Below are 19,251 nucleotides of genomic sequence, written 5' to 3' on the forward strand. Positions count from 1 at the left end.
TCTCATTCATCAGCGGTCATTCATGACCTGCCCCCCTTAGCCGTAGTAAAAGCCGCAGTAAAGAAGTGGAAAAGTGAACCTCATGTGCATCGAATGCTATGGGGATTTTTTTTACTGTATCCCGGGAGAAACACTTAAGCAGATTGTTGGTTCGCCTTGCGAGTCAATGAACTTAGCCGTGCCAGGTCTATGATTTGGCTTATCTTGAATCAGTAGATCGAACAGGTGTTTTGGAATAAGTACATAACCTGTAGAGCATCGATCAGTACTGTCGAATAAAGGTGGAGAACGTACCGTGGCGATAAATACAATTATGAGCCTTATTGAAAATAAAGAATTCATCGAGTTTTTACGAATGGGCGTTGTTTATGTCCATTTGGTTGCCTGTTGTGTCGCCATTGGTTTGGTGTTGACCAGTGATATTGCGATGGTCAGAGATTTGTTTAAGCGAAAAACATTAACCGAGCATGATAATGCTCACATGGAAAGTCTTCAGAAGTCTGTGGTTGTTGCGTTGATAGGCTTGTGGGTAACCGGTACCGCGATCATCGGTATAGATTACCTGGAAAAAGGCATGAACTACTTCATGAATCCAAAACTTCAAGCCAAAGTCATTATTGTTGCGTTGCTGACTTATAACGGTGTCGTGTTGCATCGCCTGGTTTTGCCCGCTCTGCAAAAGGCAGGTTCATTGCTCAATCTCGAGTTCAGCGCCCGGATGCTGGCGCTGTTCTGCGGCTCGCTGTCGGCAGTGTCCTGGATGTATGCGGCCATGTTGGGCATCGGGCGACCGCTGGCCTGGAAGTATTCCCTGACTGAACTGTTGATGGCCTATCCGGTGCTGATTGCACTGGGGTTCCTGACGATGCTTGCATTGACTCAACGGGCGAAACAACCGAACTACGCCGTTGCATCTCCGCAGACTTTCGCGGGCGCTTGTTAAGTTAGTTAAGCAAGTAAACCTTACAGGCCAGTTCAGAGCCTGACAGAAGCGACCTCCTTTGTGCAGGCAACTAATGCCTGTATCAAAGGAGGTCGTTTTTTTGCAGTCGCCTAGTGAGTTTTGAGCCATTCCTGAAACCGGGTCGCGCCGACGATGGGGTTGGCGCCCGGTGTCAGTGACTGATCATTGATCGGCGCACCAAAGTAAGGAACCGTGTCGTCCGCAATGGGTTGGCGCGGGTCCTTGGTGTGTTTCAGGTAATCGCTGGCGAACTCAACGAGAGGGCGGTTATCAGGGCCAGCCACTTCAACGGTCTGATTGGCAGGCGCCTTCAGCGCGATAGCGGTCAGCGCCGCCGCGACATCGGCCGAGGCCACCGGTTGCAACGCGGCGGACGTCAGGTGAATGGTGTCACCTTCCTCACGCCCGGAGTGAGCAATGGCATGGATAAACTCAAAGAACTGCGTCGCCCGCACAATGGTGTAGGGAATGCCCGATTTTTTGATCAGCGTTTCCTGTGCCATTTTTGCCCGGAAATAACCGCTGTCGAGCATTCGTTCGGTGCCGACAACTGACAGGGCCACATGGTGTTTGACGCCGTCGAGCTTCTCCGCCGCGAACAGGTTGTGCCCGGCGGTTTCAAAAAAATGCAACGCCGCGTGGTCCTCGAAAGAGGGCGAGTTCGCCACGTCGACCACCACGTCGGCGCCCTTTAACGCCTCCGTCAGCCCTTCGCCGCTGATGACATTCACGCCGGTACTCGGTGACGCCGCGAAGGCTTCATGGCCTAGATCCTGCAGGTTTTTGCAGACTTTACTGCCGATTAGCCCGGTACCTCCGATGACGACGATCTTCATGTCCATTCTCCCGAAAGCGGCAAGTGCAACGGTAATTAAAGACCCGCGCAGGTGGCAGGACAGGGCGCTGGGCCGGGTTGGCCGACAGATGGTCGGAAGTCCGCGCAGCAGGTGGAAGAAACGTTGGTTCTTTGCTTTAGTCCTCCTATCGCTGACCTGCGTGTGCAGGCGTATCGGCTCATGACCGGACGCCTTGACCGGAGAATCCCATGACTGTTCGATTCCCGCGGCTCGCGGTACTGGCAGCTTTGTTCACCTTCGGCTTTTTGCCCTGTGCCCAAGCGGTTCAATACACGCAAGTCAATCAAGCCGCGAGCAAGATCTCATTCACGTACAACCAGTTCAGCTCGCGGGTGTATGGCACGTTTGAAAAGTTCGAGGCCTCGCTTGATTTCGATACGACGAACCCCGCAGCGGCCCATGCGTCGCTCACCATCCAGCTCGACAGCATTAATGCCGGCAGCAGTGACGCCAACGCTGAATTGCAAAAGCCGGCGTGGTTCGATTCGGCGGCTTATCCCGTGGCGACCTTTGAATCGACCGACGTGAAAGCCCTCGGTGACGACAAGTACACGATTGTCGGCAAGCTGACACTCAGAGGCGTCACCCGCGAAGTAGCGGTGCCGGTCCACCTCAAAGCGGAGAAAGCCGTCGGGATCTTCGATGGCCAGTTAACGCTCAAGCGAAGCGATTTCAAAGTCGGCGACGGTGAATATGCGGATGCCGTCGTTTCCGATGACATCAATATCCGGTTCAAGATGGTTGCGCCGCAGCAGTAATCCGTTTGTTCACCCGGGTGGCTGGGTGTCACAATCGTTTTTTGGCACAGCATCATGATCAGGAGGATCAAATGGGTCGCCCAGGATTTCGGCACGATCAGGAGGCGTTCATTACCGCGCAAGTGCGGGGTGACCGCTTGCGCCAGCTATTCCACCAATCCGTTTCTGCGGTGTTCGGCAGTTACTTTGCCGCGATCATGCTGTGTGGTCTGTGCTGGGAGCGTATAGATCACCGCCTCATGTTCGGCTGGATTGGCCTGCTGACCGCCTCGTCGTTGCTGCGCGTCCTGATGTTTATTGCCTATTTCCGCTGCCCGGAAAGTGAGCGCACACCTGAACGCTGGGAGCAGACGTACTGGGTGACACTGATCTTGTCTGCCGGCATCTGGGGCGCAGGCGCTTTGGCGATCATGCCGGCAAACGACCTGCTGGCCCAGGCGCTGGTCCTGCTCTTCGCCGTCGGCATGTCCGTCAGCGCGGTGTCATGTTACTCGTCCTATCGGTACATGACGTTAGCGTCGATTGGCCTGGTGTTGTTGCCGTGTACGCTGTGGCTGTTGTTTCAGCCGACGGCCCTGCAATTGGGTATGGCGCTGGCCGTCCTGGTGTTTGCCTCGTTGGCCGTCAGCGCGACTCGCAAACTGTCCGAAGCCCTGGAAACGGCTTTTCGTCTGACTCGTGAAATGGAGCATGCGCACCGCATTTCCACGCACGCCGCACAAACCGATGAACTCACTGGATTGAAAAACCGCCGGGCTTTTTTCGAGCGCGCGCAGCAACTGTTCAATGACTGCCAATACAAGCGGTTGCCACTGTGCGTGGTGATGCTGGATATGGATCATTTCAAGCACATCAATGACACCTACGGCCATCAGGTCGGCGACCAGGTATTGCGTCAAATGGGTGTCGTCATCAGTGGCTGTTTTCGCGAAACAGATGTATTCGGCCGGTTGGGTGGCGAAGAGTTCGCCATCCTGCTGCCAGACACCTCCATAGAGGTTGCCGTTAATTTGGCCGAGCAACTGATCCAGGCTATCGGTGGTTTGATGTCCAGCCCTGTCCACCGCATATCGGCCAGTCTCGGTGTCGCCTCCATGGAGTTCCACGACAATGATCTGCAAAGTTTGATGAACAATGCGGACAAGGCGCTTTATCGGGCCAAGGCGCGCGGGCGAAACCAGGTGGCTGTTTCAGAGTAAGGGCGGGGCCACCTTATTTTCGTTTCGCAGCGAATGGTGGCAGCTCCATCTCTCTAGGAGTTTCACCATGTTCAAGGTCACACCTAATCCACCAGACGCCGATCCAGTGTCCCCGTACGAACCCGATTCAAAAAAACTCAACGAGGCCGCCGAGCGGGCCCTCAACTTCCACTTCCCGTCGAATGCCGACATCAAAGCCACCGCGCGAACGCGCAGCACTCTGTTTTCCGTGGACCCTGCGGCCACTGCCGAAACCCTGGCGGTTTTTCTGGTCGAGACGCTGGCCCCGGTCGATGTGATGGTCCATCAGTTGGTGGATCATCTGGAGGGTGAATCGCGCTACGCCCTGCTGGGTATTTCAAACAGCATCATGGTGGCGGAGATCACGGCGAACCGGATGCTGGATACGATCGAGCCACCGGTGTAACGGCTGTCCTGTGGCGAGGGAGCAAGCTCTCTCGCCACAGGGGGGCTGTAGTTGCCGCTTTAACGCACGCTGATCGGCGCCGTTATCGTCTTGCCAAGCGCAGACTTGACAGTGATGGTAGGGTTTGGCGCCGGTCCGGCACCGGAGGTCGCCACCAGCACTCGCCACTTCGCACCCGTGCCGACCTGCGTGAGCGTAGCCTTGCCCAGATTAAGCGTCCCGGCTGTAGAGGTCACGGTCACCGTTATGCTATTTCCAGCAAAACGCGAGGTGGTCCCGGAAATATCCCAGGTGTAGCGATTGTCGGTACGAACGGTGACGAACGCGTTGGTGACTGCCAGCGTCTCGGTGGCTGCTGCAGCCGTGACCGACACGGACACCGTTGCAGGGTCAGACTTCGCATCCTTGGCATCACTGGCCCGATAGGTGAAGGTCGCGGTGAACGCCTCGGGGACGATCGCCGGTGGGGTGTAGACCACCCGCAAACCGTCGGTGCTGACCGAGCCTTTACCCGAATCCGGCTGGTTCAGTTCCACCACCTTGAGCGGCAGATTGCCGTCCGGGTCGGTGTCGTTGGCCAGCACGTTGATGGTCAGCGGCTGGCTGCTACTGCTGGTAGCGCTGTCAGGGTTGGCCACCGGTTTTTGGTTGTCTCCTTCGTTGTTGTCACGTTTATCGCCGGTGCGGAAGGTAGGCAGCGCCACGGAGGCGACGTAAGTGACTCCGTCCCAGCCGGGCAGGGGCGTTGGCATCAGCTGGAACTGGCCGGGATTCTCGACATCCCAGCGCAACAGCATCGAGTTGTCTTCATGCTGGGTGTTGTGGCAGTGCTCCATGTAAGTGCCCGCGAACTCGCGGAAGCGCACCGCCACTTCAACGTTCTCTGAACTGTCGATCCCTTCGCCAATGCGATAGACGTCCTTGCGCGCCCATTTTTCCCAATCCGGCGGTGCCTTGCCGTCGCGCTTGAGAACTACGCCTTCCTCGAAATGCACATGCACCGGGTGGGTCCAGCCGTTGCCGCCATTCACGATTTTCCACACTTCGAGGGTGCCGTCGCCAGAGAAGCCGGCGTCCGTCGGACCGGTGGCCAATTGCGGCGCGGCATCTAACCGGCGTGGGTCCATGGAGTAGCCGAAACCGCCATCGGTCTTGACGGTCCAGGGGGCTTCGTCGGTGCCGTCGGAACGTCCGAAAATAAACTCGCGATGCCGTGCTGTGGCAAGTTTGGCCTGGTCATTGGGGTTATCGCGGTCGATGGTCAACGGGATCATGATCTTGCCGGCGGGCTTGCCGGGTTTGGCAGGCTCATAGGCGACCGGGTCCATGCTCACGTCCTGACCGGCGTAAGGCTGCACCAGAAATTGCATAAACCTGCCCACCGCCGGATCGCCGTTGTCCCACTTCAGGCCATTACTGGTGACCTTGAGCACCGCTTTGTATTTTTCGGCCAGCACGTCGGCCAGCGACAGTTCTATTTTTTCCGGGCCTTTACCGGTCTGGTGGTCCATCAGGTTGACGAGGAAAATCTTGTCGCCGGCGCTGATGCCGTATTTCGCAAAGTTGACAATGATGTCGTAGCGTTCGGCGATGCCTTGGACCGGCAGAATGGCGTTGTGGTCCTGAAAATCACCGTCGCCATCGAGGTCCATGCTGCCGTCGAAGGGCAGGGTGTGCGCCATGATGTTGCCGTCGTTGGCGATCAGGTGGAACGGCACGCGGTTGTAGGAAATCCCGGAACCCACCGGGCCTGGAAACTCGCCGCCGCTGCCGTTGATCTGCCGTACCATTGCCAGTCTGAAGTAGCGTGATACCGAACCATTGAGGATGCGGAACCGATAGCTGCGCGCCCGCACTTTCAGCACCGGTTGGTACTGCCAGTTGACCAGGATCTGATCGCCGAGAAAGCCGTCAGTGTTGAACGGGTTGAACCACAACTGGCCGTTGGCGTCCCAGGCCTTGTCGGCGATCATCAGGTTCACATCGTAGTCACGGTTGCCCCACGGCAGCGCCGAACCGCTGGGCAGGCGCAGGTTGACGCCGTCCTGGACGGCCTCGTTACCGCGATCCAAAGCGCTGTAGTAATTCATCATCACCGCGTTGCCCTTGTAGACGTTTTGCGCGGTGAAATCGAGCATGTGGTCGTGGAACCAGTGCGTACTCATGGTTTCGCGCCAGTCGCCACGGATTTTGATGGTGCCGTTGTCGCAGGTTTTCAGCCCGGGACTGGTGTCGTTGACGTACAGCGTTTCACCGGGTGCACAGGGGAAAGCCGCGCGTGGATCCTGCGCCGTGGTGTTGATGCTGTCGTAACCGGCCAGCTGTATCGGCCAGCGATAGTCGTAATACTGCCCCGGAAAGAAAAACGCATTGGAGTACCCGTCGCTTTCAGCTGGAGAGTGCCCGTTGTGTTCGTGGGTGCTGAGGGTATGCAGGCCGAAACCGAAATTGGCCGACGGATCGATCGGCAGGGCGTTGTAGTGACGCATCAGCACCGGTTGGCCATACCGCACCATCAGCAGTTTTGGCGGAAAGGTACCGTCGAAGGTCCAGAGTGCCTTGTGGTTCTGAATCGGCATCTTGGGGTGAAAACGGGTATCGATGCCTTTGGTCGTGCCTATCGCGATCGGAGTTTCCGAGGTCTGGTTGTAGAGCCCGCCCGGCCCGAACTCACCGACGGCGTAGTTGTGCAATTGCCGGCGGTCGCGCATGCCGCCGTTGAGTTTGGCGCCCGCTTGCACGGTTTTGAAGGCGACCTGCGGGTAGAACTCGTTCCAGCGTTGATGCGACCAACCCTTTCCTGGTGGCCGTCCTTCAGCCGGCGAGCCGACCGGTTGGCGATTGAGGAAGGCTTCGATCTGCGCCTTCCACGGATTGCGGTCGAGCACGTTGGAAAACTGCGACGGAAACGGGTATAGCCCCGGCTGGCGCATGAAGGCTTCCAGTGCCGCGGCCGACGGGCCGCTGCGAGCGATGCTGTTCGGATCTTGCGCAGGCGCCGGGCCGGCCAGCGGTACGGGGAACGACAGCGGCGGTTGCGGCAGGGTCGGGTCGAGTTTTTCCGTGCCGAATTCTTCGAACAGCAGCAGTTGCTGGGTGAACGGTAGCGCGCCAAACAGGGGGCTGGGTTTGCCGTTCGTGGGGAAGTTGAACGTCGTTTGCGCCGCGGGTGGCAACACGTTATCGATGCGAGTCGTGTCCTTGTTGCCATACACGCCGTTGGGCAGGGCATATGAACCCTGGTTCGTCGTTGGCATGCTCTTCAGTGCTTCCAGCGCAGCGGCTGGATCAGCCGGCTGGTTGATGAATGCTGAGGGGTCGGTGGGTGGTGGTTGTCCGACATCATCGATGGGGGCAGCGTTCAGGGTGGTCACGCTGAACGTGATCATCACCACCGAAGTAATGCCCTGCGCCATGGAATAGCCGAATGACTTGTTCGCAGGGACTGAGCTCTTCATGATTGTTCTCGTTAGGGCATGCCACGGTGATGGCACTCGCCCTTTGGGCCGAAGCAAAAGCTGAGCCATGAGAAACGTCAGACGAAAGTCTTAGTAAAACAAGGTCCTTTGTAAGACAAATGGGTTATCCCAGGATTGGGGGAAAGTGCGTAAAACCGGGGGAAATTCCTCATTGTCGGGGAAAGGAGCTAGCGATTCGGGTCAACCTCTGTAGCCGCTGGCAGCAGCGTGGCGATCAATCTGTGACAATACCCCGGCCGATGCCCAGTAAGCCTTATCCCGGAGTCAGACATTCAATGCCCCAACTCACCCACTTCACAACCCAGTGCCCGGAGCACATCAACAGCCAGATCCTGCAACTGGTGGTCGATAACCTGACCGACATCAGCATGGTCGGCATCGCGCCGAGCAATCCGCTGTACAACGTGTACCAATACACGGTCGGTTTCGAGGTGCACCTGTACTTGGACGCGCTCAACGGGGAGAAGGGGATTACGGTCGAGTTGATCGTCGCGACCGACGAAGACGATTCGGCGAAGGTCATCGGTTTCCTGCTGTACCTGCCGATGAAAGACGATCCCCAGGCGTGCGGCGTGGCCTACATGGCGGTCGATGCCAGCCATCGTCGTCAAGGTGTCGCGCGGGCCATGCTGCAAGAAATGACCCATCGCTACCCGCACGCCGAATTGACCTGCGCCGTCGCCAAAGTGCCGTGGTTCGAATCGATGGGCTTTCAGGTGTTGGGCGTACGCGGCACGCAAGTGCTGATGAACACCCGCGACTACAGCAGTGAAGGTTTGATGGGGCTGCTGGATGTGGCCTCGATCTACAGTTCGCTGGAAGTTCGGCAGATCCATCACTACTTGCTGCAAAAACACGGCAAGCGCGCAATGATCGATGCCGAGAAGCAGCGCGACCGGCATCTGGACCAGATGACCCGCACCGCCAAGGTGTTTGTGCTGAATCGTTTGGGCCAGAACGCGGCGAACGAGCCTCGTCTAGACTAGACTGATAGGTCCTTTCGGGAGCGCGCGGTCGCCGAGCCGTGATATTCTGCGCGCCAACTTGGTTTGACCTGTTCAGTTGGCCCGTCTTGGAGACGTGCCGACAGGATCAATGTCGCTCAAGCAACTGAAGCCAATAATGATAAAAAGTCAGTTCAGCAGGGACATATAACTGAGGTCGATGCAGTCAGTCGGCCTTGTGTGCCCACCCTCCAATCATCATGTACGAACCTTCACGACATCCTGCCTGAATGCCGTGAGCAAGGGGTTTTTCGTGAAGATGGAAGGGCGGATGGCGTTTTATCATAGGTGCTACAGATGTTTAAAAAAATGAATACGGCCCTGCTGGGGCTGGCTTTGTCGATGGGGATCACGTCTGTACAGGCGGATGAGGCAAAGAAAGTCGATGTGCTGCTGATTGGCGGCGGCATCATGAGCGCAACCCTGGGTGTGTGGCTCAATGAGCTGGAACCTGGTACGTCGATGGAAATGATCGAACGCCTCGACGGCGTCGCTCAGGAAAGCTCCAACGGCTGGAACAATGCTGGTACCGGTCACTCCGCCCTGGCCGAATTGAACTACACCCCGGAAGACGACAAGGGCAACGTTCAGATCCCCAAAGCCGTTGAAATCAACGAAGCGTTCCAGATCTCCCGTCAGTTCTGGGCCTGGCAAGTTCAGCAAGGCGTGCTGAAGAACCCGCGTTCGTTCATCAACTCCACACCGCACATGAGCTTTGTGTGGGGCGATGACAACATCAAGTTCCTGAAGAAGCGTTACGATGCCCTGCAAGCGAGCCCGCTGTTCGCCGGCATGCAGTACTCCGAAGACCCGGAGGTGATCAAGAAGTGGGTTCCGCTGATGATGGAAGGGCGCGACCCGAACCAGAAAGTCGCGGCCACCTGGTCGCCGATCGGCACCGACGTTAACTTCGGCGAGATCACCCGCCAGTTCGTGGCGCACCTGCAAACCACGCCCAAGTTCGACTTGAAGCTGTCCAGCGAAGTGCAGGACATCACCAAGAACGAAGACGGCACCTGGCGCGTCAGCTACAAAAACCTGAAAGACGGCAGCAAAGCCGAAACCGACGCCAAGTTCGTATTCATCGGCGCGGGCGGCGGTGCCCTGCACCTGCTGCAAAAGTCCGGCATTCCTGAAGCCCGGGAATACGCAGGCTTCCCGGTAGGCGGCTCGTTCCTCGTGACCGAAAACCCGACCATCGCCGAACAACACCTGGCCAAGGCCTACGGCAAAGCTTCCGTCGGCGCACCGCCGATGTCGGTTCCGCACCTGGACACCCGTGTTCTGGACGGCAAGCGCGTCATCCTGTTTGGCCCATTCGCGACCTTCAGCACCAAGTTCCTCAAAGAAGGCTCGTACCTGGATCTGCTGACCACCACTACCACGCACAACGTGTGGCCAATGACCAAGGTCGGCATCAAGGAATACCCGTTGGTCGAGTACCTTGCCGGCCAGCTGATGCTGTCTGACGAAGACCGCATGGACGCCCTGAAAGAATACTTCCCGAACGCCAAAGCCGAAGACTGGCGCCTATGGCAAGCCGGCCAGCGCGTGCAGATCATCAAGCGCGATGAAGCCGCCGGTGGCGTGCTGAAGCTGGGTACCGAGATTGTTGCTTCGCAAGACGGCACCATTGCTGGCCTGCTGGGTGCTTCTCCGGGCGCATCGACCGCTGCACCGATCATGCTGACCGTGCTGCAGAAAGTGTTCAAAGACAAGGTTGCAACGCCTGCCTGGCAGGAAAAACTGCACCAGATCGTGCCGAGCTATGGCACTCAGCTCAATGTCAGCCCTGAAAAAGTGGCCGAAGAGTGGGCCTACACCGCCAAGGTGCTGGAACTGACTCCGCCGCCAGCGATTGGGCAAGTGGTCGCTCCGGCTGCAGCTCCGGCTGATGCCGGGAAAGCGCCAAAGGCTAATGCTGCGACTGATATGGCTCTGTAACCAGAGAGCTGATCAAAAGCCCACTGAACCGGTGACGGTCAGTGGGCTTTTTTGTGGGCCGTGGTTTTTAAAGGGAAGCTGCCGGGCCGTTCACGCTCATACCTGGTCCATAGCCTCGGTTACCGACTGATCCTCACCCAGGAACCCGCCACTCTGATGGTGCCACAGCCGCGCATAGATGCCGTTCCTGGCGAGCAATTCGGTGTGGGTGCCTTGTTCGATGATGCGTCCATCGTCTATGACAATCAGTCGATCCATCGCCGCAATCGTGGACAGCCGATGGGCGATGGCGATGACGGTTTTTCCCTCCATCATTTCATCGAGGCTTTCCTGAATGGCCACTTCGACTTCCGAATCCAGCGCGCTGGTAGCCTCGTCAAGTAGCAGGATCGGGGCGTTCTTGAGCATCACTCGGGCAATCGCGACGCGCTGGCGCTGGCCGCCCGAAAGTTTGATGCCGCGCTCGCCCACCAAGGTGTCGTAGCCGGTGTGCCCTTGCCGGTCGCTCAGTTGGCTGATGAACTCATCGGCCTGGGCATTGGCCGCGGCACTGCGGATTTGTGCGTCGCTTGCATCGGGTCGGCCGTAGGCGATGTTGTCGCGAATGGAACGGTGCAGCAGGGACGTGTCTTGGGTGACCATGCCAATGGCGCTGCGCAGGCTGTCTTGCGTCACGTGCGCAATGTCTTGCCCGTCAATACGAATCTGCCCGCTGTCGACGTCATAGAAGCGCAGCAGCAAGTTGATGAGCGTGGACTTGCCGGCGCCGGAGCGGCCCACCAGGCCGATTTTTTCGCCCGGATGAATGTTCAGGCTCAGGCCATCGAGTACCTGGCGTTCGCCGTTGTAGTTGAAGCTCACGTTGTCGAAGGTGACCGCCCCGCCGGAGGTCACCAGGACGCCCGCGTCCGGCGCATCCTGCACCTTTGGGCCGCGGGTAAGGGTTGCCATGCCATCCTGCAGGGTGCCGATGCCCTCGAACAGCGAAGTCATTTGCCACATGATCCAGTGCGACATGCCGTTGATACGCAACGCCATGGCGGTAATCGCCGCCACGGCACCTGCGCCGACTTCGCCCTGGTGCCACAGCCAAAGCGCATAACCCCCCGCAGCCATGATCAACGCCACCACTAACGCCTGGTTGACGATCTCGAATTGGCTGACCAGGCGCATCTGGCGAAAGCCGGTGTGCTTGAAATCCTCCATGGCCGCGCGCGCGAAGTGCGCTTCACGATTGGAATGGGAGAACAGTTTCACTGTCGTGATATTGGTGTAGGCGTCTGAGATACGTCCGGTCATCGAGGAACGCGCATGGGCCTGTTCCTGCCCGACTTTCCCCAGACGAGGGACGAAGTACAGCATGGCCAGCCCGAACAACACGATCCAGGCAACGAAGGGCAGCATCAGTTTCAGTGCGAAGCCGCCGGCCAGTGCGATGATTGCAATGAAATACACCCCGATTCCAGGTGCGATCTCGATAAGGGTGAACAGCACGTCGCGCACGGCCAGCGCAGTCTGCATCACCTTCGTGGTGACCCGGCCGGAGAACTCATCGGAAAAGAACGAAAGGCTTTGCCGGAGCATCAGGCGGTGGAAGTCCCAGCGCAGCCGCAATGGCAGATTGATCGCCAATATCTGGTGCTGCACCATGGTTCGCAACGCCACCAGCCCGATGCTGGCAACCATAACGATGCCCATGCCCCACAACACGCGACTTTCCTGCGCAGCCGCATCACCACCGGCCTGCCAGGTCGAGAGCAGATCCACGACCTGACCGAGGAAAGAAAACAGCCAGGCTTCGTAGATCGACACTGCGGCACTGAGCAGCGCAAACGCAAGAATATAGCCGCGGGCGCCCCGTGTGCATGCCCAAAGGAACCGAGCCAGGCCTTCGGGTGGCGGTGGCACCTCGTCGGGCGGGAAGGGGTCGAGTCTTTGTTCAAATACGCGAAGCATGGTGGTCTCCGAAACGATCAAGTGAAGGAGATTCTGCCATTTAAAGGTTACGTTGAGGGTTATGTGTAGTGGCGGGGGGGCTCTATTGGCATGTTGCCCCCCTCGTATTCCTTCCAGAACATTCTTCGACCCACTGATACACAGGGATGAAATGGAAATGAATGGAGGAGGGGCTGAGCCGGTCTATTGCGGTAGTTTGGCGATCACCTTGATCTCGAAGTCGAAGCCGGCCAGCCAGGTCACGCCGATAGCAGTCGCCGTCGGGTAGGGCGCTTCGCCCCAGTACTCGGCCGCGACTTCCCAGATGGTTTCGAATGTCGACTCGGGGTCGACCATGAAGATGGTCGTGTCGACCACATCTTCGAAACTACTGCCGGCCTCGGCGAGGATCGCGTTGAGGTTGGCGAAGGCCAGGCGAACCTGTGCCGCGAGGTCCGGCTCGGCCGATCCATCCTTGCGGCTGCCGACCTGACCGGATACGAACAGAAACCCGTTGGAGCGAATCGCCGGCGAGTAGCGGTGCAGCTCGTACAGTGCATGGCGGTCAGGCGGGAAAACGACATCACGTTTGCTGGTCATTGCCTACTTCCTTCGGGGCCATCGCGGCCCGCTGTTTACGGTAAAGCCACTGTAGAAAGACGGCCGACTTGGATAAACAGGCAACTCTGGTCATGACTGTTTGTAGAATCCAAACTATCCAGACCCGAGTGAGGCGTGAAATGGACCGTTTCGATGCGATGCAGGCCTTTGCCCGAGTGGTGGAAACCGGCAGTTTCACCAAGGCGGCAGCCACCTTGCACATGAGCAAGACCAGCGTGACGCAACTCGTCCAGCAACTGGAAGCGAGGTTGCGCGTGCGTTTGCTCAACCGCACCACACGCAAGGTCAATGTCACCGCCGATGGCGCGGCCTACTACGAGCGCGTCATCCGGCTGCTGGCCGATATGGACGACGCTGAGACCAGCCTGTCCAGCGCGTCGATGACACCGCGTGGACGACTGCGGGTGGATGTGCCCAGCCCGCTGGCGCGAATGCTGCTGATACCCGCCTTGCCGGGGTTCTTTGCACGCTACCCGGAAATCCAGCTGACCATGGGCGTGAGCGATCGCATCGTCGACATCATTGGCGAAAACGTCGACTGCGTGGTGCGTGGCGGCGAGATCACCGATCAGTCCCTGGTGGCAAGGCATGTGGGCGATCTGAAACTCGGCATCTATGCGGCGCCGGGCTACCTGCAGCGCTTCGGTACGCCGGCGCAGCCCCGTGAGCTGGAGGAGGGCAGGCACAGTACCGTCGGCTTTCTCTGGTTTCGTACTGGCAAAACCTTGCCCTACGCGATGCAGCGGGGCGAGGAACGCATCGAGGCCCAGGGCCGCCCACAGCTGACGGTCGACGACGGCAATGCGTACCTCGCCGCAGGTCTGGCGGGACTAGGCATACTCTGGCTACCGCAGTACATGGCCAAACCGCACCTGGTCAGCGGCGAGCTGCTGCCGCTGTTCGAGGACTGGCACATGGTGCCGATGCCGATGTATCTGGCATTCCCGCCGAATCGCCATGTCAGCGCCAAGGTGCGGGTCTTTATCGACTGGGTAATGGAATTGATGGCCGAGCATGCGCCAGTGATTGGGCGGGGTTGATGGTGGAGGGGGCTTTCGGGCCAGAATTGGTCCAACGTGTCTTGTTCTTTCCAGGACTTTATGTCGCCCGGTTTTCTGTTGGATAGAAAACGCCCGGTTCAATCGTAATGCTGTTCATTTAAGGAACGACACAACTTTGTAGCAGCTGGCGAAGCCTGCGTCCGGCTGCGTAGCAGTCGTAAATCCTCAACGCGCTGATTTGCTGAAACACCGCATCGTTTGATTTCACGACTGCTACGCAGCCGGACGCAGGCTTCGCCAGCTGCTACAAGGTTCGCGTTGGCTTAAGTGAACAGCATTACGATTGAACCGGGCGTTTTTGCTCAGAACTTCACCTTGATCCCGAGTATGCCTTCATAGCTTCGGCTGTCTTCGCCAAAGGCTTTCTGATAGCCAAGCGAACCCGTGACGGTGGTACGTTCATCAACCTGATAGTCGACGCCCAGATTAAGTTCGCCCCATGTGCCGCTCATGTCGGTGCCAAAGGGAACATAGCCGTCGGCGGAAGAGAATTCGGTCTTGGTGCTGCCTTTGAACTCGTGCCAGACGCTCGGGCGAATCCATCCGTTGGTGCGATGTACCTTGCCTTTATCGTCCTCGCGGAACCAGTCCTTGTCGATGCGCACACCAAGGCGGCCGGTCAGGGAGTCCATATCCTCGAAGCGCACCTGGGCGAAGTCGTCATGGCTGTCATCGATCCGGACTTTGCTGACGATCACCTGGGCCTGTGGCTCGACGTGCAGGTTCTTGTCATTTTCGGCATGGAACGGGTAGCCACCTTCCAGGGAGGCGGTGACCCCGTGGGCGCGGGTCTTGAGTGCGTCCATGTCGTTGGGGGTTGCCTTGATGTCGAAGCGATTGAACTGAAGCACGCCGTCCAGGTACCAGCCTTCAGGGCCGAAGTGCGTCCAATAGCCACCGACACCATAGGCGTGCAGCAGGTCGTCACCCGAGTTGGCGCCATCGCTGTGCTCAATGCTGCCGGCGATGCGGCCGATGTTCAGCGACAGGCCAGCCTGGTCAGTGCTGCCATCAATGTCTTCGTTACGGTACAGATCGGCACCGACCTGGAAAGCCTGAATCCGGTAGTCGGAGCGGACGTTGTCGCCCAGTTCGTCATTGCCCTGGCGGTGAATCAACCGGCCCCAGCCCAGGCTTGGGCCGTAGCTGTCGACTTCTTCGGCGGGCAGCGGATCGGTGGTCATCCGACGTTCTTCACCGACGCGTTCATGCAGGGTATCGACGATGGCATGGCTGTAATGCAGGAGCATCGCAGGCAGCGCGCGGTACAGCGAAGTTTCCGCGCGGTAGTTGGGCACTTGCGGGCGCACTGGTGCGAGCGGTTGCTGCGGTTGCACCACTGGCACCAACGAATTGGACGGAGTAATCGGGGTTACTGGAACCTGCGGGCCAGCCGGCACCACCGGTTCAACCGGCACTACCGGCACTACCGGTTCAACAGGATTAACCGGCACTACAGGAACTACCGGCTCAACCGGCTCAACCGGCACTACCGGTTCAACAGGCTCGGCGTCCCGGGTCGAACGCAAGTACCAGGCTTGGGCGTTGCTGCCATCCTGGCTGGCACGGTGCAGGCTGTACTCGTAAGGGCCGGCCTTGACCCTGCTGAGCAGGCGGAACGCATCGGGCGTGGTGGTCGCACCGTTGACTGCATCGACCACCAGGATGCCATTACCTTGGGTCACGGCCCCGGGGCCCCCCGCATTCTTGATCAGCAAATTGCTGTTGCCGTCGGCCTTGCCGCCGTCCACTACCAGTTTGTCGGAGGGTGAGCCATCGGTGTAAAGGTAGGTGTTCAGCGCAAAGGTGCCGTTGGCGCCATGATAGTCGTTGACCGTCAGGTTCTTGAATTGCCCGCCCAGCGGCGCGCTGAAGTCGATCAGGCTGGATTCATTGCGCAGGGTGCCGAGATTCGATTCTCCCGTCAGGTTCCACAGGCTGGTATCGCGCAAATTGACGGTGGAGTGGCTATCGCCAGCAGTACGGGCCGAGCCGTTGAGTACCGAGCCAGCCACATCGATATTGGCGTTGCCGGCGCTGGCCAGCGAGCGGCCGACGCCTTGCCACAGGCCTGTGCCCATGTCAGGCACCTGGCTGCCATCGCTGGCCAGTGCGCGGTCGACATTCAACCACCGACCGCTGCCACCCACGATACTGTCGCTCAGCTTGATATCGGCCACGCCGGCGACGGCAACGGTTGCGCCCTCCCGGTTGTGCAGCACGCTGTTGTCCACGTTCGCCTGACCTTTGAGGGCGTCGGTGCCTTGGCTGTACAGCGCCGCAGCCTGGCCGCCATCGGCATTGATGGTGTTGTGGGTGACGTCCAGCACGCCGCCGTTTTTGGCCACCAGAGCATGGGCCAGGTCACCGTGGGTGTTAACCCCGACCTGGTCGAGTTGCACGCTGGCCTGGTTGTTGGCCAGGACGCCGAGAGCGCTGTCGCCGTGGGTGCTGACGGCACTGTTGCTGGCGCTAAGCTGTGCCCCGGATTCGGCTTGCAGGCCATGGGACAACTGGCCTCGGGTGGTGAGTGTGGAGTCGATCAAGTCGAGGGTGGCGGTAGGGGTTTGGTACTGACGGCTGACCAGTGCGCCGGCGGCCTGTTGACCCAGGGTTTCGACACTCAGGTTACGGGCGGTCAGACTCACCTGGCCAGGTTTGAGTGTACCGATGCCGGCGTACAGGCCCGTGGAGTATTGTCCCGCGGTTTTCACCGTCAGCCCCTCCAGCAGCATGCTGCCGCCATCATCCACTGCAGCGCCATAGGCTTGGCTGCCGAGGGTCTGCACGCTGGTGCCATAGGCGTTGAGTTGGGCACCTTGGTTACGCGAGGCCAGGGCATGGGGGAAGGTCAGGTTTGATTGCACCGGCGAACCGTTGCCACTGGTGGTCACCGATCCACCGTACAAGGTAATGGTCGAACCGGTATCCGCCACGACACCGATGGCATTGTCATCACCCGAGGTACGGACGCTCAGGTTGCGGGCGATCACCGTTGCACTGCCGGCACTGAGCCCGGCCGAGTAATTGCCTTGTGTGTCGATCAGACCGTTGTTGAGCTCCAGCTCGGCACCGGCGAGGGCACGTACGCCATAGCTGGTTTTTTGTGAGGTACGCACTTCGCTTTCGTTCAGGCGCAGACGCGAGCCTTGGCCTTCAACCAGTGCACCGAGACCCCAGGGGCCGACTGCACTGGCTGCAGGATCGAGTCGGATGTCGCTGCTGCTCACTTCGGCGCTGGCACCACCGTTGACATAAACGCCATGGGCGCGGGAACCCCCAACGTCGATGGTGCTACCGGCAATGGTGCCCCGGGAACCGTCGCCTTCGACGCTGACGCCGTGACTGAAGGTCCCCTGGCTCGACAACGCGCTGCCTTCGATGCTCACGGCACCGCCATTCATGGCGCGGGCAGCCGAGGTGAAATCTGCGACGCTACCAGCGCCTTTGAGCGTCACGCTGCCTTGGTTCAACGTGACCTTGCTGCCACTGCCATCGGCGCGGATACCGCCGATGTAGTTGCCGATTGCGCTGGCGTGGACGGCATCGGCCAGGATGCTGGAACCACCCACGGCGTGGAGCACAGCGGTGCTGGAGGTGCTGGTCGCGGCACCGGTACTGGTGAGCTCGCTGCGCTCAAGCTGGATGATCGCACCCGCTTCGGCGCGGGCACCGCTGGCAGAGACGGCACTGCTGCGTACGGTAACGTCGGCCGCATCGATCCGGCTACCATTGCCGCTGGCCAACAACCCGTGGCTGATGCTCAGGGTTTTCTCATCCAGCGGTGCCGAAGCATTACTGATGGAGGCGCCACTGGTGCTGATTTGCGTACCTTGACCCAGCTGGATACTGGCGCCGTCTCGCGCCCAGGCACCGACCGCGCCTTTACCGGCGGTCGTAACGGAACCGTTGTTGAGGGAGATCTGACTGTTGCTACCCGTCGCCAGCAGGCCATGGCCATACACTGCGCTGCCGGTATCGAGAGTGGCTGCGTCGAGGTCAATTCGCGCACCGTTCTCGGCACGGGCGGCGTTGGCCTGGGTACCCTTGGTGGTGACGCTGATTTGGCTGGCGCTAATCTGGCTATCCGCGCCGTCGGCCTTCAGGCCATGGCTGCCGGTGGTTGGGCTGTTGGCACCACTGGTCGTGAGGGTGCTGCCCTGGCCGAGCGTGATTTTGCCGCCGTCCTGGGCGAGCGCCGCGATCGAGCCCTTGGATTGGGTGCTGACCGATCCACCGAGGAAGTCGATGCGGCTGCCCGCGCCCACGGCCACCAGCCCTTGGTTGTTCAGGCCGTTGACGCCACCACCGAGGGTGATGGCGCTGTCGCGCAGCGATACTTGACCACCCGCTTGCGCACTGACCCCTGTCATGTTGTTCGCGGTGACGATGGCCCCATTTGCAGCCTTCGGAACCAGATTGACGGACACCCCGGTGCCGCTCAACTGGCCGCCGTCCCGTGCCAGCAGGGCTGTTTGTTCATGGGCATTGACGGCGGTGAGTGCCGTGTTGTTGACGGTGCCGCGCTCGAAACCGACGCTGCTCGCCGCTTGCGCCAACACCCCGATGGTACGGGTTGCACTCAGGTTGACCGTGGCGTCGTCATGGGCGCCAGCGTTGGCAATGCCAATACCATTGGCGCTGGTAATCACCAGCGGGGCGGGTGCGCCCAGCAACTGTCTGGTGAAAACCAGCGGGGCCTGATCACTGGCGCGCATGGCGATCAAAAGGTACGAAGGGGCAGCGATGGCAGCGGCTGAAGAGGGTGGGGCAAAGCCGTCGGCAGAAAGCTCAACACCATTCTCCTCGGCTTCGGCTTCTGTCACGCAGAAAGCGAATACACCGGCCAACAGCAGGCTGATGGCACGCCCCAGTCGGGTACGTTGAAAGGCAGGGTGGGTGGATGATTTATCGTTGTAAGTGTTCATGGCAGCCTCGCGGGCGCTGGAAAGTAGATGCCAGCAGTCTGCTCGTCGGGGTTGGCCGGGGATGTCGGAGCCGT

12 protein-coding genes are annotated in these 19,251 nt (G+C 59.4%); 7 read left to right on the forward strand and 5 right to left on the reverse strand.

Translation table 11 applies throughout. The annotated features are described in order from the left end of the window. Window positions 1–295: 295 nt before the first annotated feature. Window positions 296–943 (forward strand): hypothetical protein, encoded by a 648-nt coding sequence (locus tag PMI22_RS02990; RefSeq protein WP_007948819.1) that lies wholly within the window; start codon window positions 296–298, stop codon window positions 941–943. A 110-nt stretch (window positions 944–1,053) separates the two neighbouring features. Here PMI22_RS02990 and PMI22_RS02985 read toward each other — a convergent pair whose 3' ends face one another. Beyond that, window positions 1,054–1,800: an SDR family oxidoreductase gene (locus PMI22_RS02985; protein ID WP_007948820.1), complete on the reverse strand. Its 747-nt coding sequence runs from the start codon at window positions 1,798–1,800 to the stop codon at window positions 1,054–1,056. Between the two features lie 209 nt (window positions 1,801–2,009). Between PMI22_RS02985 and PMI22_RS02980 the strand changes: the two genes are divergently transcribed. From PMI22_RS02980 to PMI22_RS02970, 3 genes are all read left to right on the forward strand, one after another. Then, window positions 2,010–2,579, forward strand: coding sequence for a YceI family protein (locus PMI22_RS02980; protein WP_007948821.1), 570 nt, complete (start codon window positions 2,010–2,012; stop codon window positions 2,577–2,579). A gap of 71 nt (window positions 2,580–2,650) precedes the next feature. Continuing rightward, on the forward strand, window positions 2,651–3,778 hold the full coding sequence (locus tag PMI22_RS02975; RefSeq protein WP_007948822.1) for a GGDEF domain-containing protein: 1,128 nt from the start codon (window positions 2,651–2,653) through the stop codon (window positions 3,776–3,778). A gap of 67 nt (window positions 3,779–3,845) precedes the next feature. Beyond that, complete coding sequence (locus PMI22_RS02970; RefSeq protein WP_007948823.1) at window positions 3,846–4,205, forward strand: DUF6124 family protein; 360 nt, start codon at window positions 3,846–3,848, stop codon at window positions 4,203–4,205. Between the two features lie 59 nt (window positions 4,206–4,264). Here PMI22_RS02970 and PMI22_RS02965 read toward each other — a convergent pair whose 3' ends face one another. Beyond that, the gene (locus tag PMI22_RS02965) at window positions 4,265–7,663 is read right to left on the reverse strand and encodes an Ig-like domain-containing protein (protein ID WP_007948824.1); all 3,399 of its coding nucleotides are present in this window, start codon (window positions 7,661–7,663) and stop codon (window positions 4,265–4,267) included. 296 nt (window positions 7,664–7,959) lie between these two features. Here PMI22_RS02965 and PMI22_RS02960 point away from each other — a divergent pair, with 296 nt between their 5' ends. Next, on the forward strand, window positions 7,960–8,670 hold the full coding sequence (locus PMI22_RS02960) for a GNAT family N-acetyltransferase (RefSeq protein ID WP_007948827.1): 711 nt from the start codon (window positions 7,960–7,962) through the stop codon (window positions 8,668–8,670). Between the two features lie 315 nt (window positions 8,671–8,985). Beyond that, window positions 8,986–10,632 carry a malate dehydrogenase (quinone) gene (gene mqo / locus PMI22_RS02955; RefSeq protein ID WP_007948828.1) on the forward strand — a complete coding sequence of 549 codons (1,647 nt, stop codon included), beginning with the start codon at window positions 8,986–8,988 and terminating at the stop codon, window positions 10,630–10,632. A gap of 96 nt (window positions 10,633–10,728) precedes the next feature. On the opposite strand, the gene PMI22_RS02950 is transcribed toward mqo, so the two are convergent. Both PMI22_RS02950 and PMI22_RS02945 read right to left on the reverse strand, forming a co-directional pair. After that, on the reverse strand, window positions 10,729–12,588 hold the full coding sequence (locus PMI22_RS02950) for an ABC transporter ATP-binding protein (RefSeq protein ID WP_007948829.1): 1,860 nt from the start codon (window positions 12,586–12,588) through the stop codon (window positions 10,729–10,731). A gap of 183 nt (window positions 12,589–12,771) precedes the next feature. Continuing rightward, window positions 12,772–13,167 carry a RidA family protein gene (locus PMI22_RS02945; RefSeq protein ID WP_007948830.1) on the reverse strand — a complete coding sequence of 132 codons (396 nt, stop codon included), beginning with the start codon at window positions 13,165–13,167 and terminating at the stop codon, window positions 12,772–12,774. Between the two features lie 140 nt (window positions 13,168–13,307). On the opposite strand from PMI22_RS02945, the gene PMI22_RS02940 reads away from it, so the two are divergent. Continuing rightward, window positions 13,308–14,228: a LysR family transcriptional regulator gene (locus tag PMI22_RS02940; RefSeq protein WP_007948831.1), complete on the forward strand. Its 921-nt coding sequence runs from the start codon at window positions 13,308–13,310 to the stop codon at window positions 14,226–14,228. Window positions 14,229–14,551: 323 nt separating this feature from the next. Here the strand turns inward: PMI22_RS02940 and PMI22_RS02935 are convergent, their stop codons facing one another. Continuing rightward, a complete protein-coding gene (locus PMI22_RS02935) occupies window positions 14,552–19,177 on the reverse strand; it encodes an autotransporter outer membrane beta-barrel domain-containing protein (protein WP_007948832.1) in 4,626 nt (1,541 codons plus the stop codon). Window positions 19,178–19,251: the final 74 nt, after the last annotated feature.

The sequence above is a fragment of the Pseudomonas sp. GM21 genome, assembly GCF_000282215.1.
Lineage (GTDB): Bacteria > Pseudomonadota > Gammaproteobacteria > Pseudomonadales > Pseudomonadaceae > Aquipseudomonas.